The following is a 24858-nucleotide window of genomic DNA, read 5'->3' as shown; positions in this document are numbered from 1 at the left end:
GTCGGCGTGGCCGGTGATGACCCTGCGCCCGGCCCGAAACCGGCCTCACCGCGCCCGGGGGCAACTCCGGCGAAACGCGGCATTCCTCCCGCATCGTGGTACTGCTGGCCGCGCGCCCGGCTGGGTCCCGATAGTGGTCCCGTGCTCACGCCCCGTGCTCCCCTGGCCGCGTTCGCCCTGCCCCGAGCCGAGCGCGCCGGGGCCCGGGTGGTCTACCGCGACGCGCTCGTGGCGCCGTTGCCCGGCTACCGGCCGTTGCTGCTGGACCTCGTCGTGCCGGCCGGCGCCCCGCCCGCGGTGGTGGTGTTCCTGGACGGCGGCGCGCTCGCGGCCGGCTCGCACAAGCACGGGCGGATCGGCGACCACGTCACCGAAACGTTGGTGGACAACGGTTTCGCTGTCGCGCGGGCGCAGTACCGGCTGGGCCGGGAGGCCGCCTTCCCCGCTCAGCTCCACGACGTAAAGGCCGCCGTCCGGTGGATCCGCCGGCACGGCACCGAACTGGGCGTCGACGTCGGCCGGGTCGCGGCCTGGGGGCACTCGGCGGGTGGGTACCTCGCCGCGATGCTCGCCGTCACGGCGGACCACCCGAGCCTGGACGGCGACCTTGGCGTCACCGGCGAGCCGAGCGGGCTCGCCGCGGCCGTCGCCTGGAGCCCGCCGACGGACTTCACCCGCATCCCGCCCCCGCCCGAGGGAACGTCGTTGCACCGCACCGGCCACGACCCGCACGACTGGCTGCCGGACGCGACGGCGAGCCCGCTGCTGCACGTCTCGGCCACCGCCGCCCCGCTGCAGCTGGTGCACGGCACCGACGACTCCGGCATCCCGATCGCCCACAGCGAAGCGCTCGTCGCGGCGTACTGGCGCGCCGGGGCCGACGCCGACCTCATCCGGCTGGACGGCGCCGGCCACTTCTACAGCCGGCAGAAACTGCAGCAGGCCACCGAATCCGGCCTCACGTTCCTGCACGAGAGCCTCGGCTGAGCGCCGGCCGACACGGCGCCCGGTGCGTCAGTCCTTCGCCGTCACGCCGAGGCCGCGGCGCAGAGCCGCCACCTCGTCCGCCAGCATGCGGCGTGACACTGCCGCGTCCTGGATGATCGCCGAGCCGTGGAACGTGCCCGGGTAGTGGTGCAGCTCCGTCGTGACCCCGGCCTGCAGAAGACGTTGCGCGTACTGGATTCCCTCGTCGCGCAGCGGGTCGAACTGGCACGTCGTCACGAACGCCGGCGGCAGCCCGGTCAGGTCCGTGGCGCGGGCCGGGGCCGCGTACGGCGAGACGTCACCCGATTCGGGGCCCAGGTAGCTCGCCCAGCTGTAGACGGCGTTCGGGCGGTTCCACATCGGAGTGTCGACGTACGCCTGCATCGACGGCGTTTCCAGGCGGTCGTCCAGCTCCGGGATGCCGAGGTACTGGAAGCGCAGCGCCGGGCCGCCGCGGTCGCGGGCCAGCAGGGCCGTCGCGGCGGCGAGCCCGCCGCCCGCGCTCTCGCCGCCGACGCCGATGCGGTCCGGGTCGATGCCCAGCTCGGCCGCCTTCGCCGCCGTCCAGGTCAGCGCCGCGTAACAGTCCTCGACCGGCGCGGGGAACGGGTGCTCGGGCGCGAGCCGGTAGTCCACCGACACGATCACGATGCCCAGCTCGTCGACCAGGTGCAGCAGCGAGGCGTGGAACATGTCCAGGTCGCCGAGGATGAACCCGCCGCCGTGGATGTAGACCAGCCCGGGCACGGTGCCCTCGCGGTCCGCCGGGCTGTACACGCGGACCGGGACGTCGGGGGCGCCGGACGGGCCCGGCACCGTCGTGTCGCGGACGTCGACCGGGTGCACCGGCTCGTAGGCCGGCATGACCTCCTGCAGCTGCGCCATCGAAGCGCGCGCGGCCAGGAGGGCGTCGTAGTCGGGCAGGGTCACCGCGGGGAGCATGTCCAGCCAGGGCAGCAGCTCGGGATCGATCGCGTAGGTCATGGTCCGATCTTCGGCTCGCGCCGCCGCCGTCGCCACCGCCACGCGGCGGGGGTTGACGGCCCGGGCCTCGCCATCCGGCGGCGGACGCGCCTATCGTGGCCTCATGAAGGGCCTGCTGCTGAGGCTGTCCGGACTCGACGCCGACGCCGAGAACGCGGTGCGGGTGATCGGGTTCTTCGACCGCCTGATCACCGATCGGGCGAGTCTCGACGTCCTCGTCCGCAGCACGGCCCGGCTGGCCGACTGCCCGGCCGGGGTGCACGCCCCCGCCCAGGGCCTGGCGCTGCGGGCGGAGCCGGACGCCGACGCCGCGGCCGCGGGCCGGGTGCCGGCCGGGGCCGCCGTGCGCCGGCTCGAGGGCGGCGTCGTGGTCTGGGTGGCCCGCGTGGGCGCGCCCACCCCGCTCGACGACATCCTGCTGGAGCGCTTCGCGATCGCCACCGCCGTCCTGCTGGAGCACACCAGCGTGCCGCTGCCCGCGCTCGGCGACCCCGCGCTGGTCGAGCTGGTGCTGTCCGAGGGGATCGGGACGGCCGAGCGGTCGCGGGCGCTGCACCTGCTCGGCCTCGGCACGACGGCCCGGCTGCGGGTGCTGGCGGCCACCGGCGCCGACCTCGACGGCCGCGCCGCCACGTTCGGCGACGTCCGTGCCGTGCTCACCGCCGACGGACCCGAGACGGCGCCACCGGACGCCCGGATCGGCGTCGGGCCCGTGGTGCCCGTGCTCGACCTGGCGCGGTCCTGGCAGGCCGCGCGCACGGCGCTGCGGTTCACGGCCGGCGCCGAGCCCGTGGTGTGGTGGGAGCGCCTCGGCAGCCTCGCCGCACTGGCCGGGGTGCTCGGCCCCGCGGATCTCGCCGCGCTCCCGGACGTCCAGGCCCTCGACCGCCTCGCCGGCGAACCCCACGGCGACGACCTCCTCGCGGCGTTGACGGCGCTCTGCGCGACCGGCTCGGCCCGCAAGGCGGCGGCCGTCCTGCACCGCCACCACAGCACGATGCCCGCACGCCTCGCCCGCGCCGGAGCCGTGCTCGGCTTCGACGTCGACTCCCCCGCGGGCCGCTTCCGGCTGCACCTGGCCCTGATGCTGCGGCGGTTGCGCGACGCCGGACCGTCCGAAGTGGACGCTGCGCCGAACGGGTGACGTCGGGTCCCGGCCTCAACCGGGCCGGGGTTCCCGGAGTGGACGGCACGCACATCCGGAATCCTCCAGGAGGACACGTGCCGAAACTACCCACCCTCGCCGCGGCGACCCTGCTGGCCGCCGTCGGAACCATCGCCATCGCGCCAGCCGCCTCGGCTCACGACGCGCTCGCGCAGGTCGCCGACTGCAGCTACCAGGGCGCGATCCGTTGCGGTTACGGCGGAATCACCAACAGCCACACGCGCGTGTACTCCTGCGACACCTTCGGTGACGGCTACGGCTTCCGCACGGAGTGGCGCACCCGCAGCGGCGGCGGAGGCGGCATCGACGACGCCAACGGCAGCAGTTCCGGCTGCAGCTCGAAGACCCCGGGCACCGCGGCGAACCCGATCACGATCTTCCGCGCCTGCCAGAAGACACCCAACTGGGAGTGCACGAACTGGATGAACGCCTGAGTCAGGGCTCAAGCAGCGCCACCGGGACGTCGGCGGGCCGGCTTCGCAGGTACTCGCCCAGTCCCTTCGCCTGCGGGTCCGGCCGGGTAGCCGACGCCACGCCGTCGCCCAGCAAACCGACCACCACGAAGTTCACCGCTCGCAGGTTCGGCAGCTCGAACCGGCGGACCTCCAGTTCGGCCGCCTCCGGCAGCAACTCGCGGAAGCGCGAGACGTCGAGATAACCGCGCAACCACGAGAACTCGTCGTCGGTACGCGTCCAGAACCCGACGTTCGCGTTGCCGCCCTTGTCCCCCGACCGTGCACCCGCGACCGTGCCGAGCGACACCCGTCGTGTCGGCCCGAAGTCCCGCGTCTCAAGCGAAACAGCGGGCATAGACACCGAGGGCCCGGTCGGCGGATGCGGGATCACGAGCCGCGAACCGTCGGGCAGCGTCACTCGGTGCTCCACCGAGGACGCGGGCACCAAAGCCGGCCAGTAGACGCCGAAAGCGCTCTCCGTGGTCGGCGGCGTTGTCGTGTGGAAGCCCGGGTAACCGCCGAGCGCGAGTTCCATCGTCGTGTTGGCGAAGCGGCGGCCGACCTTGCGGGCATCCGGGTCCTTCACCGTGATCCGCAGGTGCGCGGTCGCCTCGGCGTTGACCGGCGAGCCCGGGTGGTCGAACCGCAGCAGCGTGACGTCGACCTCGGCGAACTGCTCCCGCCCGCCCAGCAGATCGAACAGCTGCTGCTCGGCCCACGCGGCCTTCTCCTCGATGCGGTCGCCGGTCAGCACCAGCGTCATCGTGTTGCGGTAGCCGCCGTCGTGGTTCAGCGCGACCTTGAGCTGCTCGCCCGGCGGGCTGCCGCGGGTCCCGCTGATCCGGACGCGGTCCGGCGCCTCCTCGAGCAGCCGCAGGCTGTCGAAGTGCGCGACGGCGTCCGGCCCGGCGTACGCCGGCTCCGCGATCTCGTACAGCAGCTGCGCGGTGACCGTGCCGGCCGAGACCAGTCCCCCGGTGTCCGCGTGCTTCGTGATGACGCTCGATCCGTCGGCCGCGACCTCGGCGATCGGGAAGCCCGGATAGCGCCGGTCGGTGACCTCGTCGAAGAAGGCGTAGTTGCCGCCGGTCGCCTGCGGACCGCACTCGATCACGTGCCCCGCCGCCATCGCCCCGGCGATCTCGTCGACATCCCCCGGCGTCCAGCCGTGCCACCACGCGGCCGGCCCGACGACCAGCGACGCGTCGGTGACCCGCCCGGTGACGACGACGTCCGCGCCGGCGTCGAGGGCCGCGGCGATGCCCCAGCCGCCGAGGTAGGCGTTGGCCGTCAACGGTTCCACGCCGGCTTCGGACAGCTTGCGGCCGGTGTCGAGGTGCACCAGGTCCGGCAGGCGATCGACGATGTCGTCGCCGTCGACGTAGGCGATCTTCGGGTGCAGGCCCAGTGCTTCGATCCGCGCCGCCAGCCCGGCCGGGTTCAGGCCACCGGCGTTCGAGACGATCCGGATGCCCCGGTCCAGGCAGGTGCCGAGCACGTGTTCGAGCTGGGTGAGGAACGTCCTGGCGTAGCCAGCGGCGGGATCCTTCCGGCGCGCCTTCCAGAGGATCAGCATGGTCAGCTCGGCGAGGTAGTCGCCGGTGAGGACGTCGATCGGGCCGCCCTCGACCATCTCCCGCGCCGCCTCCAGGCGGTCGCCGTAGAAGCCGGAGCAGTTCGCGATCCGGACCGGGCGCTTCACGCGCGTCCCCGGCCGGGTGCGCCCGCGAAGGCCTGGGCGATGCCGATCCATTCCCGCGCAACGGGTCCGCGCACGACCAGGCCGGTGTCCGAAGCGTCACGCCGTTGGGTGACGGCCAGGCAGAAGTCCAGCGCCGAACCTTCGACGCGGTCGGCGGCGGCCCCGTCACCCCACGTCCACCTGTCTCCCGACGGCGCGTGCAGGACGACCCGGATCGGGACGACCGGCGCCGGGCGATCATGGAGCCCGAAGCTGAACGCCGTCGTCGACACCCCGAGGTGCGCGATGTGCCGGAGCCGGTCGGTCGGCACGCGCGTCACGCCGAGCGTGTCGGCGATGTCCTGCCCGTGCGCCCAGGTCTCCATGATCCGCGCGGTCACCGACGACGCGACGCTCATGTCCGGCCCGTACCACGGCAGCCGGGCCCGGGGGTCGCGGCCGCGGAACGCCGTGACGAACGCCGTCCGCGCGCGCCGGAACCACTCGCGGACCTCCGCCGCGCCCATCCCCCGGTGCTGAGCGGCGACGCGGTCGGGAAAGTCCATGCCGTCGGCCAGCAACGCGGCCGCCGCGAGCCGGAAGCCCTCGGGGTCGACGGCGGCCTGCGTCGCGGTCTCGTCGAAGAAGGCCAGGTGCGTGACCTGGTCGCGGATGTCCCAGCCCACGGCGGGCGTCGGCCGCGCGATGGCGTCGTCGTCGAGCGGGGCGAGCATGGCCTCGACGTCGGCGGTCTCGGCGAGCAGGTCGTCGAGGAGAACGTCCAGGGAAACGGGCATGTCAGCGGCCTTCCCACACGGGCGTGCGCTTCTCGCGGAACGCAGCGGGGCCTTCCTGCGCGTCCCGCGAGCGGTAGACCGGCGCCCAGATCTCCTCGGCACGGTCGTAGACGTCGTCGCGTTGCAGGTACGCCGTCTGCTTCGCCGCCCGCACGGACAACGGCGCGTTGGCCGCGATCCGCTCCGCCAAGGCCTGCGTCCGGGACCGCAGCTCGTCCAGCGGTACGACGTCGTTCACCAGCCCGACCTCCCGGGCGCGTTGTGCGGTCAGGGGGTCGCCGGTCAGCAGGATCTCCATGGCGATCCGCGGCGGCACCAGCCACGACAGCGGCGCGGCCCACGGCGAGCCGCGGCCCACCTTCACCTCAGTCACGGCGAACCGGGCGTGCGCGGCGGCCACGACGAGATCGCACTGCTGGGCCAGCAGGAAGCCGCCCGCGTAGGCGACGCCGTTGACGGCCGCGATCGTCGGTTTCGGGACGTCGATGTTGCGGCCGAACTGCGGCAGGAAGTCCGGTGGCGGGATCTCCAGGGCCGTCTCGGCCATCTCCTTGAGATCGCCGCCCGCGCAGAACGCCTTGTCACCCGCGCCGGTCAGGACGAGCACCGCGGCCGAGTCGTCGGCGACGAACCGCCGGGCGCCGTCCCAGAGGCCGTCGCGGACCTGTTTCGACAGGGCGTTGCGGGCTTCGGGCCGGTCGATCGTCAACCAGGCGACGCCGTTGTCAACCTCGTAGGAGACGCTCACGACACGACCGCCAGCACCTGGCCGGTGTCGACCTGGTCGCCTTGGCCCACCCGCAGGTCGGACAGGACGCCGTCGGCCGGGGCGGCGACCGTGTGCTCCATCTTCATCGCCTCCAGGACGACCAGCGGCTGCCCGGCCGTCACGGCGTCGCCCTCGCCCGCCAGGACGCGCACCACCGCACCGGGCATGGTGGCGAGCAACGACCCCGCAGCCGTGGCGGCGTCCGGGTCGGCGAAACGCGGCACCTCGGCCAGCGCGGCCGACCCGTCCGGGCTGTCCACATAGGACACGCCCGCCCGAGGGTGCACGGCGTAGGTGCGGTGGACACCGTCGATCTCCAGTTCCACCAGCGAAGGCGACGCGGACAGCAGCCGCACGGAACCACAGAGCGGCTCGCCGTTCACCGTGACGCGCAGGCCGGACCGGCCCAGCGAGTACGCGACCTCCAGGGTCTCCCCGTCCAGGGTGTAGGTGACGCGCTGTGGGGCGCGGCCGACGTTGCGCCACCCGGACGGCATCTCGGGCACCACCCGCGCGTCACGCCGGTTGCGCGCCTGGGCCGCCAGGGCCGCGGCGACCGCCTGCCGGGCCCCGCCCGGGGACGCGCCGAGCGTGGCCGGGTCGTGCCGGGTCAGGTAGCCGGTGTCGGTGTGCCCGGCCAGGAACTCCGGCTCGGCCAGGATGCCGGCCAGGAGGTTCCGGTTGGTCGTGACGCCGTGCAGTTCGGCCTGCCGCAGCGCCCGCGCGAGGGTCCGCGCGGCCTCACGGCGGGTCCGGCCGTGGGCGATCACCTTGGCGAGCATCGGGTCGTAGTGCGGGCCGACGACGGAGCCGTCCTGGACGCCGGAGTCGACGCGGACGCCCTTCAGCGGGGGGACGCGGAAGCGGTGCAGGGTGCCGGTGGCGGGCAGGAACCCGGCCGGGACGTCCTCGGCGTAGAGCCGGACCTCGATGGCGTGCCCGTCGATCCGGGCGCCCAGCACCGAAGGCGGCAGCGGCTCGCCCTCGGCCACGCGCAACTGCAGCTCGACGAGGTCCAGGCCGGTGACCAGCTCGGTGACCGGGTGCTCGACCTGCAGCCGCGTGTTGACCTCCAGGAAGAAGAACTTGCCGTCTTGGTCCAGCACGAACTCGACCGTGCCCGCGCCGGTGTAGCCGATGGCTTTCCCGGCGGCGACGGCCGCGGCGCCGAGCTCGGCGCGCAAGGCGTCGTCGACCGCCGGTGACGGGCACTCCTCGACGATCTTCTGGTACCGCCGCTGGATCGAGCACTCGCGCTCGAACAGGTGCACCACCTCGCCGTGGGTGTCGCCGAGGATCTGGACCTCGACGTGGCGCGGGTCGACGACGAACCGTTCCAGGAACACCGAGCCGTCGCCGAACGCCGACGCGGCTTCCCGACGGGCGCCCGAAACCGCGTCTTCCAGCCCGGCGGCGTCGTGCACCACGCGCATGCCCCGGCCGCCACCGCCGAACGCGGCCTTGACCAGCACCGGGAACCCGATCTCGGCGGCCACCGCGGCGAGGTCGGTCTCGTCCGTGACGGTCGCCCCCGGCAGCACCGGCACCCCGGCCGCGTCCATCAGGGCCTTGGCCTCGATCTTCGAGCCCATCGAGGCGATGGCTTCGGGCGACGGCCCCACGAACGTCAGCCCGGCTTCGCCGCAGGCGCGGGCGAAAGCGGCGTTCTCCGACAGGAACCCGTAGCCGGGGTGCACGGCGTCGGCCCCGGTGGCGCGCGCGGCGGCGATCACCAGGTCAGCGCGCAGATACGTCTCCGACGGTGCGGAACCAGGCAACCGGACGGCCTCGTCGGCGAGCCGGACGAAGGGCGCGCCCGCGTCCGGGTCGGAGTAGACCGCGACGGTGGAGATGCCGAGGTCGTGCGCGGTGCGCATGACCCGCGCGGCGATCTCCCCGCGGTTGGCGACGAGCAGTTTCGCGATCATCGGCTCACATCCGGAAGACGCCGAAGCCGCGACGGCCCTCGACGCGGTTGGAGTGGACGGCGGACAGCGACATCCCCAGGACGTCCCGGGTGTCGCGCGGGTCAACGATGCCGTCGTCGTACAGCCTCGCGGTGACGGCGAAGGCGTGCGACTCGGTCTCGATCTGCGCCTCGATGGCGGCCGTGCGCGCGCGGTCGGCGTCGTCGTCGAACGGCTTTCCCTGCGACGCGGCGGAGTTGCGGCCGACGATCGACATCACGCCGGCGAGCTGGGCCGCGCCCATCACCGCGAGTTTCGCGCCCGGCCAGGCGAACATCAGCCGCGGGTCGTAGGCCCGCCCGGACATGCCGTAGTTGCCGGCGCCGAACGACGACGCCATGTTGACGGTCAGGTGCGGGACCGTGCTGTTGGTGACGGCGTTGATCATCTTGGCGCCGTCCTTGATGATGCCGCCCTGCTCGTAGCGGGTGCCGACCATGTAGCCGGTCGTGTTCTGCAGGAACACCAGCGGGACATCGGTCTGGTTGGCGAGCAGGATGAACTCGCTGGCCTTCTTGGCCTCCTCGCTGAACAACACACCGCGGTGGTTGGCGAGCACGCCGACCGGATACCCGTGGATGCTCGCCCAGCCCGTCACCAGCGAGGTGCCGTAGAGCGGTTTGTACTCGTCGAAGGCCGAGCCGTCGACGGTCCGGGCGAGGATCTCGCGCGGGTCGAACGGCACCTTCGGGTCCGGCGGGACGATCCCCAGGATCTCCTCGGGGTCGAACTTCGGCGGCTCCGGCGTCCGGCTGGGCGCGGGGCCGAGCTTGCGCCAGTTGATCCGGGAGATCACGCGACGGCCGAGGCGGATCGCGTCCCGCTCGTCGACGGCGAAGTAGTCGGACAGGCCGGAGACGCGGGAGTGCATGTCGGCGCCGCCGAGGGACTCGTCGTCGGCCTCCTCGCCGGTGGCCATCTTGACCAGCGGCGGCCCGCCGAGGAACACCTTGGCCTGGTGATCGACGAGCACCGCGTAGTCGCACATGCCGGGGACGTACGCGCCGCCGGCGGTCGAGTTGCCGAACACGATCGCCAGAGTCGGGATGCCCAGCGACGACAGCTCGGTCAGCTCGTGGAAGATCCGCCCGGCGGGCACGAACAGGTCGGCCTGCGTCGGCAGGTCGGCCCCGCCGGACTCGACGAGGTTGATCACCGGCAGCCGGTTGACGCGGGCGATCTCCAAGGCCCGCAACGTCTTGCGCAGCGAGTACGGGTTCATCGCGCCGCCGCGCACGGTCGGGTCGTGCCCGATGACCACACACTCCACATCGGACACCACACCGATGCCGGTGAGCACCGACGCGCCGACCGTGAAGTCGGTGCCCCACGCGGCGAGCGCGGCCAGCTCCAGGAACGGGCTGTCCGGGTCGAGCAGCAGCTCCAGGCGTTCGCGGACCGGGAGCTTGCCGCGGTCGCGGTGGCGCTGGACGTACCGCTCGCCGCCGCCGGCGATGGCCAGCTCCAGCTGCTCTTCGAGCCGCGCCAGGGCGTCGAGCTGGGCCTTCCGGTTGGTCGCGTAGCTCTCGGCGGAGACGTCGAGCAGGGACTTGAGGACGGTCATTCCGCTCCCCCGTAGTGCCCGGAGTGCTTGTCCCGGACCACGTTCTTCTGGATCTTCCCGGTGGACGTGCGCGGCAGCTCGTCGGTGACGATCACGGCCTTCGGGACCTTGTAACCATCGAGGCGGTCCTTCAGCCGCAGCCGCAGGTCGTCGGCGTCGATCGACGCTCCCGGCTTCGGCACGACGACCGCCGTGATGGCCTCGGTCCACCGCTCGTGCGGCAGCCCGACGACCACGACCTCGGCGACGTCCGGCTCGGTGTCGTAGACGGCCCGCTCGACCTCGATCGAGGCGACGTTCTCGCCGCCGGTCTTGATGACGTCCTTGGAGCGGTCGGCGAACCACAGCACGCCGTCCGGCCCGAACCGGCCGACGTCACCGGAGTGGAACCAGCCGTACCGGAAGGCCTCCTCGGTCGCCTCGGGGTTGTGCAGGTACTCCTGCATGGTCGAGGGCGCCCGGTAGACGATCTCGCCCTGCTCGCCGCGCGGCAGCAGCTTCCCGCCGGAGTCCATGATCCCGACCTGGACGCCGGTGAGCGGCGTGCCGACCGCGCCGACGTGCGAGAGCTGGTGCTCGGGCCGGAACAACGTCGTGATCGGGCTCATCTCGGTCTGCCCGAACAGCAGCGCGAAGTCGCAGCGGAAGCCGTCGAGGCACGCCTTGATCTGCGCCTCCGGCATCGGTGCCATCGCGTAGACGGCGCGGCGCAGCGACGACAGGTCGCGCCCGGCGAACGACGGGTGCTCCAGCGCGGCGCGGAACATCATCGGCAGGCCGAAGACCTGGGTGATCCGCTCGCGTTCGATCGTGTCGAGGAACCGGGCCGGGTCGAAGCCGCGGTGCACGAAGATCGTAGCGCCGAGGAGGATCGCGGGTGTGCAGAAGGCGTTCAGCTGGGCGGTGTGGAACATCGGCATCATCGCGACGAACCGGTCGTCGGGGCGCCAGCCGGAGTCCAGCGCGGCCGACATCGACTCCAGGTGGATCGCCAGGTGCGTCCCGACGACGCCTTTCGGTGAAGCCGTGGTCCCGGAGGTGTACAAATAGGACAGTGGGGCGCGGTCCTCGATGACGACCTCGGGTGAGGTCGTATCGTCCGAGAGCACGTCGTCGAGGGTCAGGCCGGTGGCGTCGCCGCCGGTGTCGGGCGCGAGGATCACGTCGGCGACCCCGGGCGTCTGCGCGACGGCGGGCGCGATCACCCCGGCCAGCTGGCTCTCCACGACGATGCCGCGAGCCTGCGAATGCCCGAGTACGTAAGCGACTTCGTCACTCCGCCAGCCGAGGTTGATCGGTACGCAGACGAGGCCGAGCTTCGCGCAGGCGTAGTAGACGGCGAGGAACTCGGCGCTGTTGGCCGACGCCAGCGCGAGGACGTCGCCGGTCGTGTACCCGCGCGCCTCCAGGCCGTGGGCGAGCCGGTTGACCCACGTGTCGAACTCGCCGTAGGTCCAGCGGCGGTCGCCGTCGACCACGGCGAGGGCCTCCGGGCGGGCGAACGCGACGCGGGTCAGCGCGTCACCGACGTTGACCCGCTGGGCGAGGGTGCGATCCGTCATCAGTCCTCCTAAACCAGTCCTCCTAGTAGGACCGGGGCAGCCCGAGGCTGTGCTGGGCGACGAAGTTGAGGATCATTTCGCGGTTCACCGGGGCGATCCGCAGCAATCGGGCGAGCCCCCAGTACGGCAGCAGCCCGAAGTCCGCCGAGACGCCGTTGCCGCCGTGGGTCTGGATGGCGGCGTCGACGGCGGCCAGCGCGGCCTCCGCGGCGGCGTACTTGGCCATGTTCGACGCCTCGCCCGCCGGCTGCCCCGCGTCGTGCAGGGCCGCCGCGCGGTGCGTCATCAGGGCGGCCAGCTCGGTTTCGATCTTGGCCTTGGCCAGCGGGTGCGAAACGCCCTGGTGGACACCGATCGGCCGGTCCCACACGGTCCGCTCCCGGGCGTAGCGGGCGGCGACGTCGAGGGCGTAACGCGCGATGCCGACGCAGAGCGCGGCGCCGGTGATGCGTTCGGGGTTGAGGCCGTGGAAGACCTGCCGGAAGCCCGCGCCCTCGTCGCCGACGAGCGCCGTGGCGGGCAGCCGGACGCCGTCGAAGTGCAGCGTGAACTGCTTCTCCGGGAGCATGACGTCCACCGGCAGCGGGGTGACCGTGAGGCCGGGCGCGTCGACCGGGACCAGGAACAGCGACAGCTGGGCCGTGCCGTCGGGGTCGCGGCCGGTGCGGGCGACGAGCAGCAGCGCGTCGGCGGTGTCGACGCCGGAGATGTAGTACTTCTCGCCGTCGACGATCCAGTCGTCGCCGTCGCGGCGGGCGGTGGTGGCCAGCTTGTGGGTGTTGGAGCCGGCGTCGGGCTCGGTGATGGCGAAGACGACCTTCGTCCGGCCGCTCGCGATGCCGGGCAGCCACTCCTTGCGCTGCTCCGGCGTGCCGAACTCGGTGATCACCTCGGCGGAGATGGCTTCGGTGACGAGCAGCAGCAGGATCGGCGCGCCCTTCGCGGCGCTCTCCTCGATGACGATGGTCAGCTCGGCCAGCCCGCGGCCGCCCCCGCCGTACTCCTCGGGGATGTTGACACCGATGAACCCCGCGTCGCCGAGCGCGTGCCAGAGCTCGGTGCACTCACGGCCCTCGCGCGCGTGGTCGACGTAGTACTTACCCCCGAACGGGGCCGCGATGGCGCCGACCGCGGCCCGCAGGTCACGGGCCTCGTCGCTCTCGAACACGTCCACGCCGACGCTCCTTAGTGATTCTTCATTCACTTATAGCGCACCGTAGCGCTCGTCTGCGAGGATGACAAGATGACGGCAGTCCCCTCGGCTTCCCCGGCCACCCGAAGACGGCGCGACCCCGAGCGACGCGAGCGGATCCTCACCGCCGCCGCCGAGCTCACCGCGCGGCGCGGGTTCCACGCGATCGGCATGGCCGACATCGGCGCGGAGGCGGGCATCGTCGGATCCGGCGTCTACCGGCACTTCGAGAACAAGGACGCGATCCTGGTCGCGCTGCTCGACCGGGTGATGACCCGGCTGCAGGACGGCGCCGCCGCGATCCTCGCCGGCGCCCCCGCCGACCACACCGTGCTTTCCGGCCTGATCAGGGATCACATCCGGGTCGCCATCGAGGATCGCACCGTGCTGGCGGTCTACCACCGCGAAATCCACAACCTGCCCGAGGAGGACCGGCGGCGGCTGCGCCGGCTGCAGCGGCACTACCTCGAGGACTGGGTCCACGTGCTGGCCCCGCTGCGCCCCGACCTCGCCGACGGCGAACTGCGCCTGGCCGTGCACGCGGCGATCGGCGCCGTGCAGTCCACGCTGTTCTTCCGCAGCGGGCTCGCCCCGGAGCGGCTAGCCGCCCTGCTCGGCGAAATGGCGCACGCCTGCCTCGGCGTCCCGGCACCACCATCCCCGTGAGTGAATGGCGAATAACTTTCTCTTGATTTGGTGACCTGGCTCACGGCATGCTGATCGACGTCGGCGACGGCGAAGGAGCCCGGGATGACCACGACCAGTGCCCTGCCCCACCACCCGCACGGCGCCGCCCCGCCGGACCCGGCCGCCATCGACGTCGAAACCCTGCGTGGACGCCGCGCGGTGAACCGCTGGGAACGGACGTCGGTCGGCGACATCTTCGAGCGGCTCACCTGGAGCCGGCCGGACCAGGTCGCGATCAGCGCGGCCGAGGGCGCGTACGGCGAGGAGCAGTTCGCCGCCGTGACGTACCGCGAAGCCGACCGGATCGCGAACCGGCTCGCCCACGCGCTCGCCGCCGCCGGTCTCGTGCCCGGCGATCGCGTGCTGCTGTTCTGCGAGAACACCGTCGAGGCGTTCCTGGCCAAGATCGGCATCGCCAAGGCGGGCATGGTCGTCGTCCCGCTGAACCCCGGCCTCGCCCCGGACGTCGTCGAGCACCTCGTGCGGCAGACCGAGCCGCGGCTGGCGATCGTCGACGCCGAGCTGTGGCCACGCCTCGAAGGCGTCGCGGGCGTGCGGGTCGGCGCCACCATCACGGTCGGCGGTGGCCCGGTCGCGGGCACGCCGTCGTTCGGCGCGTTCCTGGCCGGGCAGCCGGACACCGAACCCGACGTCGAGATCCACGGCGACGACATCTTCCAGCTGCTGTTCACCTCCGGCACCACCGCGATGCCGAAGGGCGTGATGCTCTCGCACAGCTACGCGCACCTGGCCGGGCTGAACTTCGCGCTGTCGCTCACGCGCGGCCTGCGCCACGAGACCGATCTGCGCGTCTGCACGTTCCTGCCGATGCTCTACCACGTAGGTGACGCGCTGTTCACCTACTCGACGTTCCTCGCCGGCGGCACGCTCGTCCTCGGCCGCCGCCCGGTCCCGGGCCCGGTCGCGGTGTCGCTGGCGCAGTCGCGAGCCACCGCCGTCTGGGCCGGATCGCCCCAGTTCGTCGCCGCGCTCGCCGACGCGATCGACGCCGACGCGTCGCTGGACCTGACGTCGCTGACCACGCTCGTCTACGGGTGGGGCGCGCTCGCGCCCGAGTTGCTGCGGCGCCTCGAAGCAAGGACCGCGCCCGGGTTCGTCACGGTCGGGATCTTCGGGCAGACGGAAGCCATCGCGTGCCACCGGTTCTGGCCGTCGGCGTGGCCGGAGGTGCACGCGCGCACGGCGCCGGCGATGAACTACGTCGGCGTGCCGAGCGGGCTGCTCGCCTCCGACGTCGTCGACGAGCTGGGCGAACCGGTCCGCGGCGTCCCGGGCGAGGCGGTCTACCGGTCGCCGGTGATGACGGCGGGCTACTACCGCGACGCGGAGGCGACCCGCGAGGCGTTCCGCGGCGGCTGGTTCCACTCGGGCGACTCGGCCGTGGTGGACGAAGACGGCCTGCGCGTGATGGTGGACCGCTACAAGGACATCGTGAAGACGGGCGGCGAGAACGTCTCGAGCATGCGCGTCGAGACGGTGCTGGGCCAGCACCCGGCGGTCCTGCGGGCCGCGGTGATCGGCCTGCCGCACGAGCACTGGGGCGAAGCGGTGACGGCGGTGGTCGTCCTCCGCGCTCCCGCCACCGAAGCCGAGCTGATCGCCTTCTGCCGCGAACGCCTGGCCGGCTACGAAAGCCCCAAGCGCGTGGTGTTCGCCGAGACCTTGCCGGACACCGTGGGCGGCAAGATCCTCAAGTACAAACTCCGCGCCCAGCACTCCGCTCTCTACAACCGGTCGTGAGTGCGTAACAGTGTTCTAACACTGTTACGCACTCACGACAACTTGCACCGAACGTCAGCCGAGCGCCCAACGCTGCAGCGCCGTCCCCGTGTCGGCTTGCTGGGTCACCGCCGCGCCGTCCACTGTGGACGCCGTCGTCAAGACCAGGCCACTGTGCTGGGCCTTCAGTGTCGAGCCAGCGACCAGCCAGCGCTGGTTGGCGCCGCCCGTGCACGTCCACTGGATGACCTTCGCGCCCGCCGACGTCGAGCCGTCGGCGACGTCCAGGCACAGGCCCGATTCCGCGTTCGCGATGCGGTAGCTGCCGTCGGCCTGGTGGGTGAAGACCCACTTCTGGTTGCTGCCGCCGTTCGGCGTCCACGTCACCAGCGCCGTGCCCGCGGTCGTCGAGTGGGCCGGGACGTCGAGGGCCTTGCCGGACGCGGTCAGCGTGTGCGTCCCGTCCACAGTGGACGAGGCGGTGAACGTCAGCGTCTGCTCGGCTGCGGTACGACCCCCGCCCGACCACGCGCGGAACGGCGTGGTGTCGACCGCGCCGGAGAGACTGAGGGACAGCCCGCTGTAGCGGTTGACCAGCCGGAATCCGCCACCCTGGGCCGGGACGGCGAACCACTGCTGCCCGACCGACGACCCCGTCGTCACGACCGGCTTGGTGCCCCAGGCGCGGTTCGCGGGTGACGTCGGCACGCCGAGCGCCTGCCCGGTGGCCGCGTTGGTGATCCGGTAGGCGCCGTCGCCGGTCGCGGTGAACGTCCAGGCGGCCAGGTCCGAGGTGCCGGTCGTCGACGTCGTCGCGGAGCTGCCCGAAACCTGGGCCAGGACGCGGCCGGCGCCGCTGCCGATGCGGTAGGTCTTCGCCGGGTCGACCGGCGGCGCGGCGGGCGTGCCGGTGACCGTGATGTTCGCGTACTCGCCGTCGGAAGACGCGCAGGCGATCGAGCAGTACGACCGGAACGTCTTGCCGACGATCGTGGCGCTGGTCTTGTTCGCGTCGTCGGCGAACCAGCGGTACCAGGAGCCGGACTTGTACGCGCCGGAGTCGCCGATCAGGCGCCACTTCTGCGTGGCCAGGTCGTCGGTGACGTAGAACTTCTGCGGCGCGGTGCCGGTGACCACCTCGGGCTCGCCGATGTAGAGGCCGAGGTGCGCGTCGTAGGCGATGTTCATCACGAACAGGTCGGACTTCGGCGGCAGCTGCCCGGCCGCGACCTGCTGGTCGACGTTGCCGGTGTTCGCGGGGTCGTAGTCGTCGGCCGGCGGGGTGTAGCCGGTGGCGGTGGTGCCGGTCGGCACCATGTTGCTCTCCTTGCCGCCGACGCCGGGCTGCGTCCACTTGCCGTCGTACCACTTCTGCCACGAGCCGGTCGCCATCTTGGCCGACATCGGCGACCGGGCGACGTGCGCAAGCCCGACCATGCCCCCGCCCGCGCCGGCCTTCGGCACGATCCGCGAGCCGTAGTAGACGTAGAAGTAGCCCGAGACCGGGTCGGCGAACAGGCGCGGGTCGCCGTCGCCGTAGTCGAAGGTCTGGTTCGGGAACGCCGCCGTGTCGCCGCGCTTCGTGCTGTACGGCGAGGTGATGGCGTGGCCCTTGATGCTCCAGGTGTGGCCCTGGTCGGTCGAGACGGCCCAGTCGATCGCGTCGTAGTGCGAGAAGGAGTACGCGCCGAACGGCTCGGGGGTGAACTCGTTGTGCACCAGGCCGTACCAGGCGCCGGTGTCCGGGTCGACCCAGGTGCCGACCAGGTCGCAGAAGTTCTTCTCCACGTAGCTCGACCCGGCCGGCGGATCGGTCGCTTCCTTCCCGGTCGGGCTCGTGTTGCAGCGCCAGGTGGTGTCGTTGTTCTTGTCCCGGGACTCGGCTGGGTTGACGGCGTTGCTCAGCGCGCTCGACTTCGTCGCCGAGTCGAAGTCGGCGCCGGTGTAGAACTCCCACTCGCGCGGGCCGTCCGCGCCGTAGAGGGCGGCCGACTGCTGGAAGTAGAACGTGCCGTCCTTGTCGATGAACGCGCCGGCCGGGGTGTCGGTCGGATGAGCGTAGGTGCCGGTGGACCCGACGGTGACGGTGTAGGCGGCGGCCGCGTCGGCCGGAGAGGCGGCGACGAGGCCCGCGGCAAGAGCCGCGGCGGCGAGCGAAGCGCTGAGCGATGACATGACCACGGTCGTCTCCTCGGGGACCTGAGCGAGCGATCGAACAATATCGAACAGCTTCTGTGTCGTTTTCTGATCTGTCAAGGGCCGTTATGAGCATGTTTGCTCATTCGGCCGTGATCTACGATCAGAGCGTGACGAACGACGTGGCCCCCGGCCTGCCCGACCTGTCCGGCACGGTCACCTGCGTCACCGGCGCGTCCGGCACGATCGGCCGCGGGATCGCCCGGCGGTTCGCCGAGGCGGGCAGCGCCGTGGCGGTGCACCACCGGCGTCCCGGCGCGGCCGACGACCTCGTGGCCGCACTCGGCGACCGGGCCCGCGCGTTCACCGCCGACCTGACCGACGACGACGCCTGCCACGCGATGCTGGCCGCCGTCGCGGACTGGGGTGGCCGGCTCGACGCGCTCGTCAACAACGCCGGCGTCCAGCCGGTGGAAGACCTCGACGGGCTGCCGGTCGAGCGGTGGCGGGCGATGCTGGACGCGAACCTGACGAGCGCGTTTTCCTGCACCCAGGCGGCGGCTCGGCTGATGGGCGACGGCGGGAGCGTCACGCACATCGCGTCGATCGAGGCGAAGCAGCCCGCGCCCGGGCACGTCCACTACAGCGCGGCGAAGGCGGCGCTGGTGATGCACGCGCGCGGCGCGGCGCTGGAGTACGGGCCGCGCGGGATCCGCGTCAACACGGTGTCGCCCGGGCTGATCGACCGCCCGGGCATGGACTGGCCCGAGGGCGTCGAACGCTGGCGCCGCGCCGCACCCCTGGGGCGGCTGGGCACGCCCGAAGACATCGCGAACGCGTGCGTCTTCCTGGCTTCACCACTGGCTTCCTGGGTCACCGGCCACGACCTCGTCGTCGACGGCGGCGTCTCGGCCCGGCCCACCTGGTGACGGCCGGCCCCGTCGAAGCCCAGTTCCGGGCGGCGGTCACGCGGTTCGCCGGGCCGGCGCGGGCGGTGGCGACCGGGCTCGTCGGCACGTTCGGCGTCCTCGCCACCCCGACCGGCGCACTGCCCCTGGCGTTCGGCCTGCTCGCGCTCACCCTGGTCGCGGGCGCGGCCGACGTCTTCGCCGGGCGCGGGACGGCGTTCGTCCTGTCGGTGCTGCGCGCGGGGGCGGTGTGCGCGTGCCAGCCGTGGACGACGACCTTGTGGGCGGTCAACGTCCTGACGATCACGGCGATCACGTGGCAGTGGGAGTACCGGCCGCGCTTGACCGGCCCGGTGGTGGCGGGACTGCTGGTGCTGGCCGCGTTCACCGGCTTGGACGACTGGCTCCCGGTGGCGCTGCGGGTGGTCGTGGAGACCGTTCTGGCGCGCTTGGCGTTCGTCCTCTTGGTCCGCTCGACGGCCCGGACGGACACACTGCGCGCCGACCGGGCCGCGCTCGAGCGAACGGAAACCCTGGCCCGCGACCGCCGCCGCCGCGAGCGCGAGTACTTGGCATTGCTGCACGACACGGCGTCGGCGACCTTCCTCACGGTGGCCGCAGGAGCCACGGCCGACCCGGCGGCGGCGGCGGGCTACGCCGCGCGGGACCTGGCCATCCTCACCGGCCAGGACGACGCACCGGCCGAACTGGAGGCGGGCCTGCGGGCGGTGGTCGCGAACCGCGAGTTCCGGGTGGAGGCGGTCTGGACACAGGTCCCGCTGATCCCGGCCGCGGCGGCCCTGGCCCTGGTCCGCGCAACGGACGAGGCGCTACGCAACGCCGAACGCCACTCCGGCGCGGCGTGCGCCGCCTTACGCCTGGCGCCGACGCGGGACGGGGTGGTGGTGACGATCTCCGACACCGGCGCGGGTTTCGACCCATCGGAGATTCCGGTGTCCCGCCGGGGAGTCCGGGCCTCGGTGGTCGAGCGCATGCGCACCGCGGGCGGAACGGCGGAGGTCCGCTCACAACCGGGCGAGGGCACGACGGTGACGCTGAGGTGGCCCGATGCCTGACCACGAGCTGGCGGACCCCGGCGAACAAGCCCCGAACCACACCGGCCACGCAACCGAACTGCCACCCCGTCACGGCATCTCCACCACGGCGGCCACACACCCGACCAACCCCACAGCCGAACCACCACACCACACCCCCGCCGAAGCGGCCGGACACCCCACCGGACCGCCGATCTCAACCGACACCGCGGCCCACACCGCCGCCACGGCAAAGCGCTCGGCCGGTGCCGGGCCGCTTGCTCTCGCCGATCCCGCCGTCCGGCTTGCGACAGCGGTCCGGATCGTGGTGCTCGGCGTCGCCGCCATCGTCCAAATCGGACTTTGCCTCGCTCCTCTGCTCCGTCACCCCTCCCTCGCCGCCGTTGTCGCCTACGTGACCTTCGCCGTCGTCACCTCGGCCGCCGCCTTCTGGCTGCTCCGGCGGCGACCGCTTCCCGGCGTCGTTGCCGCCATCGGGACCGGCCTCGTGCTCGCCGCGTCCAGCGTCGCCACCGCTCTCGTGCCCGCCGATGACTTCTTCCGGGACCGGCACTGGTCGTTCGGGCTTGTCGGGTGGCTGCTGCTCGTCCTGCTGTCCGATCGGCCGGCGCTTCTGGGCGGCACGCTCGGCCTGCACGCCGCCGTCAGCGTCGCGCAGTTCCTGCTCGCCGGGACGCCCGCGCGCACCGAAGTCGGCGACGCCGCGATCGTGCTGTTCGCCGTCACCGCCTTCCAGCTCGCCATCGGCGGGCTGATCCGGCTGGTCGACCGGCGCACCGGTGAAGCCGCCGCCGTCGCCGCCGAGCGGGAGCGCCTTGAGACTCGCGCCGCCCTTGCGCGGCAGGCCGGGCGGGACCTGCGGGCCGGGTTCGCCGAACAGCTCGGTGCGACCCTGCCGCTGCTGGCCGGGCTCGCCGACGGCACCGTCGACCCGCGAAGCGACGTCGCTCGCACCCGGTGTGCGCTCGCGGCCGCGCAGCTGCGGCGGCTCTTCGCGGAGAACGACGACGTGCCCGACCCGCTCGTCCACGAGGTCACCGCCTGCCTCGACGTCGCCGAGCGGCGCGGGGTCGCCGTGACGCTCGCGGTCAGCGGCGATCCCGTTGACGTCCCGCCCGCGTTGCGCCGCCACCTGACCGGCCCGGTCCTCACCGCGCTGACCACCGCCCGCACGCGGGCCCGGGTGAGCGTGCTGCGCACCCCCGGCCTGGTGCGGGTCGCCGTAGTGGCGGACACCACGGGCGACGGCCACGAATTCCCGGGAGCGACCGGCGTCGTCGTCACGTCCCACACCCAGGACGGGCAGACCTGGATGGAGGCGCGATGGCAACCCGCGTGACGGCCGTCGTCGTCGACGACCACCCGGCGGTGCGCGCCGGTGTGGCGTACTGGCTGGCCGGCGGCGAGCCGCCGATCGACGTCGTGGCCGACGGCGAGGACGTCAAGGTCGCGTGGCTCGGCGACGGCGCGACGGCCGACGTCGTGATCCTCGACCTGCACCTCGGCGGGCCCGGGCCCGCGTTCGGCGACCTGCGGCGGCTCGCCGAGGCCGGGCGCCGTGTGGTCGTCTACTCGATGCGCGCCGACGACGACGTCGCGTTGCGGTGCCTCGAACTCGGCGCGCTCTGTTACCTGACCAAGGCGGAGGGGGCCGGGCACCTCGTGGAGGCGACGCGGGCCGCCGCGCTGGACCGGCCCTACACGCCGCCGTCGCTGGCCGGCGCGCTCGCCGGCGACCGCTCCGAGACGCGGCCCGCGCTCTCGGCGCGGGAGGCCGAGGTGCTCGTCGAGTGGTTCCAGTCGGAGTCGAAGGAGTTCGTCGCCCACCGGCTGGGGATCTCGGCGAGCACCGTGAACTCCCACCTCGAACGCATCCGCGTCAAGTACGCGCGCATCGGCCGCGAAGCGCCGACGAAGGCCGCGCTCGTCGCGCGCGCCATCCAGGACGGCCTGATCGGCGTCGACGACCTCTGATGTCCGCGTGTGGTGCGAACGGCCCACACCGGACACCGCCGAAAGGGGCTACGTTCCCGGCGACGGAGCCGCGCGGGTGCCCCGTACGGGCCGCCGCGACCGCCCTGGGGGCGTGATCGCGGCGTTCGCCCGGCTCCTCGCCCGCGCCGGAAACCCGTCCGGCGGGCCGCACGAGGAGATCCATGAAGCACGTCCGCACCACCCTGCTCGCCGCCGCCGGATCTGCCGCCGCCCTCCTGCTTTCCGCCTGTGGCGGGGAATCCGGAACGGCCGCGCCCGCGGTACCGGCCGCCCCGTCTTCAGCGGCACCGGCCGAGACGAGCGCGGCGGAGTCGTCGGCCGCCTCCCCCGCGGGCGACGCCACGAAGCCGGGCACCGAGCTGAAGGTCGGCGACCGCGCGGTCGTCCCGTTCAAGTACGGCACGACCAAGTCCGGCACCATCGCGATCACCGTGACGGCCATCGACAAGGGCGCGAACGCCGATCTGGCCAAGTACGGCGACAAAGCGAAGGGCATCACGCCGTACTACCTGCGCGCGTCGATCGAGAACGTCGACGGGGCCGACCTTTCCTACGCCTCGGTGAGTTTGCGCGCCCTCGGCACCGATGGACGGTCCACAGGCGTGATCATCACGGGCAGCACGGACCAGTGCAAGTCGGGCACCGCCCCCAAAGAGTTCGCCGCGCCGGGCGCGAAGTTCGAAACCTGCACGCTGCAAGGTGCGCGAGAGGGCTCCGAAGTGGCCGCGGCGACCTTCGACAAGGGAGACGGCTACGACAAGTCGCCGATCGTCTGGAAAAACTGACACCGATCACACTCGGTGACAACCACGCGAAAGAACCTCATGATCCACTGAGTGGGAAATCGAGCTATATTCAGAAAAACGCATGGTTGAGCTTCCTTATCAGCCGCGCTGATCACTGTCTGTATCCGGGGGTGCTCCGGCGGCCGTGATCATCGCGGTACGTTTCGCGGCGTTCCTCGCGAGCCCCGACGACGCGGCCCGCGCCACTCCTCAAGCGGCCCGCGTCTCCGGCGCGCGCCGCTTCGCCGTGCCGAAAGGAAGTTCCTTGACCGCCACGACGTTGACGCAGGTGCTTCGTGACACCCGCCCGACCACCGGGACCACCCGGCTGATCGTGCGCTGGGACCGCGAAACGGGCTGGGCGCACCTGGCCATCGCCGTTCCGGGCACCGAGCAGGCCCGCTTCGCCGGGTTCCACCGGTTCACCGGCGGTACCACCGACGCCGTCGCCGCCGAGCTGGCGGCCGCCGGATGCGTTTCCGCTCCCCCACTGCACATCGACGACACGCTGTCCGAGATCGAAGCCGTGCTCGCCCACCGGGAGGTGACCCCCGATGCGGCTCGATGACCTGTACCTCAACGGGATCGGCTGCGACGTCGGTGCGCTGATCCCGGTCTCGGCGCCGATCGCGGCCGGGGAGTTCACCCACGACGACGCCGCCCGCACCGGGCAGCTGTCCACCGCCGTCGCCGAACGCCCCGGCCCGGAACTGGCCGTCCGGGCCGGGCGGCAGGCACTGGCGCAGGCCCGCGCCACAACCGGCGAGCCGGTCTGGCCGAGCCTGTGCCTGCACGCCGGGATCTACCACTCCGGCATCGACTTCTGGCACGCCGCGTCGTACGTGCGCGACCAGCTGGGGGTCGGCGCCGGGCCGGGACTGACGCTGGAGCTCGGCGCGATGAGCAACAGCCTCGTCGCCGGGATCGACGTCGCGGCCAGCGTGCTGCGCGGCCGCCCGGACCACGAAGCCGCCCTCATCACGGCCGGCGACCGGTTCGGCGCGCCCGGGTTCCCGCACTGGAGCACGGACATCGGCATCGTCTACGGCGACGCGGGCAGCGCCGTGGTGCTCACCCGGCGGCCGGGCCTGGCCCGGATCCGGGCGATCGCGTCGTACACCGACCCGTCGCTGGAAGGCCTGCAACGCGGGGACGAGCCGTTCCGCGCGGCGAGCGTCGCCGCCCACCGGGGCATCGACATCCGCCGCCGCAAGCGCCAGTGGCTCAGCCGCCAGGGCGGGCCGGCGCACGTCGCGACCCGCAACGGCGACGCCGTCACGACGGTCGTGAAGACAGCGCTTTCCGACGCCGGGGTCGACCTGCCGGACATCGCGAAGGTCTGCGCGCCGCACTACGGCAGGCGGCTGGTGGAGACGCAGATTCTCCGTCCACTCGGGATCACCGAGGACCGCACGATGACGGAGTTCGGGCTGCGGGTGGGCCACCTGGGCGCGAGCGATCAGATCGTGGCGCTCGAGCACCTGCTGGCCGGCGGTGACGCGGGTCCGGGTGACACGGTGCTGCTGCTGGGCATCGGCGTGGGCATGACGTGGACCGCGGTGGTCCTGGAACTCTGCTGAATCCCGCCGAACCCGGATGGGGGTGGCCGAAACCACCCCCATCCGGGGCGGGACCGGCACCGAATCCCGGGAAACCGCTCTCCGAAGGGACGTGCCCGTGCCGCGTCGGACGTGGTCGAGCCGCTTGCTCGACGTCTCGGCCAAGGTGGTGCCCGGCATCGGCCGGGTCCGCGCGCAGAAGGAACCGTTCGCCCTCGCCTGGGCGGCGGCCAACCGCGTCGCGCTCGAGTCCGGCCGGCCGCTGTGGGTGGCGCTGGGCGACTCGATGACCCAGGGCATCGGCGCCCACGACGTCGACGGCGGCTGGGTCCCGCGCCTCAACGCCCGACTCGGCGAGCCGTTCGCCGTCGTCAACCTGTCGGCGTCCGGGGCGCGGGTCCAGGACGTGCTCGACGACCAGCTCCCGCGCCTCCCGGCCACCCCGGCGCTGGTCACCGTGCTGGTGGGCGCGAACGACATGCTCACCCGGGGCCGCCGCCGCGACGTCCCAGCCCGGTTCGAGGCGCTGCTGGACCGGCTCCCGGCGGGCCGATCGGTGGTCGCCACGCTGCCGCAAGGCAATACACAGGCCTTGGCGGTCAACGCCTTGCTGGACCGAGCGGGTGCGGCCGGCCGCATCGACGTCGCCGACCTGCGCGGCCCGGCGCTGGGCCCGCTGCGCGGCAGCCTGGCCGACGACTGGTTCCACCCGAACGACGTCGGCTACGAGCGGATGGCGGGGCTCTTCGAAGGCCCGGTCCGCGCCTGCCTGGCCCGCTACCCCGGCTCCCGGTCGTGAGTGGTTAGGGCGGTTCTAACCGCCCTAACCACTCACGACAAGCCGCGGCAGGCCCGGAAGCCCCTGCCCGC

The 24858-nt window shown here is 72.7% G+C and carries 22 protein-coding genes; 13 read left to right on the top strand and 9 right to left on the bottom strand.

Features of this window, described 5'->3' with window-relative positions; translation table 11 throughout:
* Positions 1–141: 141 nt before the first annotated feature.
* Complete coding sequence (locus OG439_RS10305) at positions 142–987, top strand: alpha/beta hydrolase (protein ID WP_326949147.1); 846 nt, start codon at positions 142–144, stop codon at positions 985–987.
* Positions 988–1014: 27 nt separating this feature from the next.
* Here the strand turns inward: OG439_RS10305 and OG439_RS10300 are convergent, their stop codons facing one another.
* Positions 1015–1971, bottom strand: a complete 957-nt coding sequence (locus OG439_RS10300) for an alpha/beta hydrolase (protein WP_326949146.1) — start codon at positions 1969–1971, stop codon at positions 1015–1017.
* 103 nt (positions 1972–2074) lie between these two features.
* Between OG439_RS10300 and OG439_RS10295 the strand changes: the two genes are divergently transcribed.
* Together OG439_RS10295 and OG439_RS10290 are read left to right on the top strand one after the other, a co-directional pair.
* Complete coding sequence (locus OG439_RS10295) at positions 2075–3115, top strand: helix-turn-helix domain-containing protein (protein WP_326949145.1); 1041 nt, start codon at positions 2075–2077, stop codon at positions 3113–3115.
* 77 nt (positions 3116–3192) lie between these two features.
* On the top strand, positions 3193–3570 hold the full coding sequence (locus OG439_RS10290; RefSeq protein WP_326949144.1) for a hypothetical protein: 378 nt from the start codon (positions 3193–3195) through the stop codon (positions 3568–3570).
* 1 nt (position 3571) lies between these two features.
* On the opposite strand, the gene OG439_RS10285 is transcribed toward OG439_RS10290, so the two are convergent.
* Genes OG439_RS10285 through OG439_RS10255 form a run of 7 tightly spaced genes read right to left on the bottom strand, consistent with a single transcriptional unit; the run spans position 3572 to position 13105 of the window.
* Positions 3572–5344 carry an acyclic terpene utilization AtuA family protein gene (locus tag OG439_RS10285; RefSeq protein ID WP_442792297.1) on the bottom strand — a complete coding sequence of 591 codons (1773 nt, stop codon included), beginning with the start codon at positions 5342–5344 and terminating at the stop codon, positions 3572–3574.
* Positions 5290–6069, bottom strand: a complete 780-nt coding sequence (locus OG439_RS10280; RefSeq protein ID WP_326949142.1) for a TIGR03084 family metal-binding protein — start codon at positions 6067–6069, stop codon at positions 5290–5292. Before OG439_RS10280 ends, OG439_RS10285 begins: the two co-directional genes overlap by 55 nt.
* 1 nt (position 6070) lies before the next feature.
* The gene (locus OG439_RS10275) at positions 6071–6817 is read right to left on the bottom strand and encodes an enoyl-CoA hydratase/isomerase family protein (RefSeq protein ID WP_326949141.1); all 747 of its coding nucleotides are present in this window, start codon (positions 6815–6817) and stop codon (positions 6071–6073) included.
* On the bottom strand, positions 6814–8766 hold the full coding sequence (locus OG439_RS10270) for an ATP-binding protein (RefSeq protein ID WP_326949140.1): 1953 nt from the start codon (positions 8764–8766) through the stop codon (positions 6814–6816). The genes OG439_RS10275 and OG439_RS10270 overlap by 4 nt, the downstream gene beginning before the upstream one ends.
* Positions 8767–8770: 4 nt before the next feature.
* Positions 8771–10369 carry an acyl-CoA carboxylase subunit beta gene (locus tag OG439_RS10265; RefSeq protein WP_326949139.1) on the bottom strand — a complete coding sequence of 533 codons (1599 nt, stop codon included), beginning with the start codon at positions 10367–10369 and terminating at the stop codon, positions 8771–8773.
* Positions 10366–11931, bottom strand: a complete 1566-nt coding sequence (locus OG439_RS10260; protein WP_326949138.1) for an AMP-binding protein — start codon at positions 11929–11931, stop codon at positions 10366–10368. Before OG439_RS10260 ends, OG439_RS10265 begins: the two co-directional genes overlap by 4 nt.
* 22 nt (positions 11932–11953) lie before the next feature.
* Positions 11954–13105, bottom strand: coding sequence for an acyl-CoA dehydrogenase family protein (locus OG439_RS10255; protein ID WP_326949137.1), 1152 nt, complete (start codon positions 13103–13105; stop codon positions 11954–11956).
* A 69-nt stretch (positions 13106–13174) separates the two neighbouring features.
* On the opposite strand from OG439_RS10255, the gene OG439_RS10250 reads away from it, so the two are divergent.
* Positions 13175–13789 (top strand): TetR/AcrR family transcriptional regulator, encoded by a 615-nt coding sequence (locus OG439_RS10250; RefSeq protein ID WP_326949136.1) that lies wholly within the window; start codon positions 13175–13177, stop codon positions 13787–13789.
* 84 nt (positions 13790–13873) lie between these two features.
* Complete coding sequence (locus OG439_RS10245) at positions 13874–15571, top strand: AMP-binding protein (protein ID WP_326949135.1); 1698 nt, start codon at positions 13874–13876, stop codon at positions 15569–15571.
* A 54-nt stretch (positions 15572–15625) separates the two neighbouring features.
* Here OG439_RS10245 and OG439_RS10240 read toward each other — a convergent pair whose 3' ends face one another.
* Entirely contained in the window at positions 15626–17725 is a 2100-nt protein-coding gene (locus OG439_RS10240; protein ID WP_326951519.1) for an RICIN domain-containing protein, read from the bottom strand.
* Positions 17726–17880: 155 nt separating this feature from the next.
* Here OG439_RS10240 and OG439_RS10235 point away from each other — a divergent pair, with 155 nt between their 5' ends.
* From OG439_RS10235 to OG439_RS10200, 8 genes are all read left to right on the top strand, one after another.
* On the top strand, positions 17881–18615 hold the full coding sequence (locus OG439_RS10235) for an SDR family NAD(P)-dependent oxidoreductase (protein WP_326951518.1): 735 nt from the start codon (positions 17881–17883) through the stop codon (positions 18613–18615).
* A complete protein-coding gene (locus OG439_RS10230; RefSeq protein WP_326949134.1) occupies positions 18612–19670 on the top strand; it encodes a sensor histidine kinase in 1059 nt (352 codons plus the stop codon). The genes OG439_RS10235 and OG439_RS10230 overlap by 4 nt, the downstream gene beginning before the upstream one ends.
* 373 nt (positions 19671–20043) lie before the next feature.
* Complete coding sequence (locus OG439_RS10225; protein ID WP_326949133.1) at positions 20044–20988, top strand: hypothetical protein; 945 nt, start codon at positions 20044–20046, stop codon at positions 20986–20988.
* A complete protein-coding gene (locus tag OG439_RS10220; protein WP_326949132.1) occupies positions 20973–21623 on the top strand; it encodes a response regulator transcription factor in 651 nt (216 codons plus the stop codon). The genes OG439_RS10225 and OG439_RS10220 overlap by 16 nt, the downstream gene beginning before the upstream one ends.
* A gap of 182 nt (positions 21624–21805) precedes the next feature.
* Positions 21806–22429 carry a hypothetical protein gene (locus OG439_RS10215; protein ID WP_326949131.1) on the top strand — a complete coding sequence of 208 codons (624 nt, stop codon included), beginning with the start codon at positions 21806–21808 and terminating at the stop codon, positions 22427–22429.
* A 145-nt stretch (positions 22430–22574) separates the two neighbouring features.
* Positions 22575–22997 (top strand): hypothetical protein, encoded by a 423-nt coding sequence (locus OG439_RS10210; protein WP_326949130.1) that lies wholly within the window; start codon positions 22575–22577, stop codon positions 22995–22997.
* Positions 22984–24009 (top strand): 3-oxoacyl-[acyl-carrier-protein] synthase III C-terminal domain-containing protein, encoded by a 1026-nt coding sequence (locus tag OG439_RS10205; RefSeq protein ID WP_326949129.1) that lies wholly within the window; start codon positions 22984–22986, stop codon positions 24007–24009. Before OG439_RS10210 ends, OG439_RS10205 begins: the two co-directional genes overlap by 14 nt.
* 97 nt (positions 24010–24106) lie before the next feature.
* Entirely contained in the window at positions 24107–24787 is a 681-nt protein-coding gene (locus OG439_RS10200) for an SGNH/GDSL hydrolase family protein (RefSeq protein ID WP_326949128.1), read from the top strand.
* Positions 24788–24858: the final 71 nt, after the last annotated feature.

Origin of the sequence: Amycolatopsis sp. NBC_01307 (genome assembly GCF_035975215.1) — a bacterium.
Taxonomy (GTDB): Bacteria; Actinomycetota; Actinomycetes; order Mycobacteriales; family Pseudonocardiaceae; genus Amycolatopsis.
Note: the sequence above shows the minus strand (reverse complement) of the source record. Positions and strands in the feature narration are given on the sequence as shown.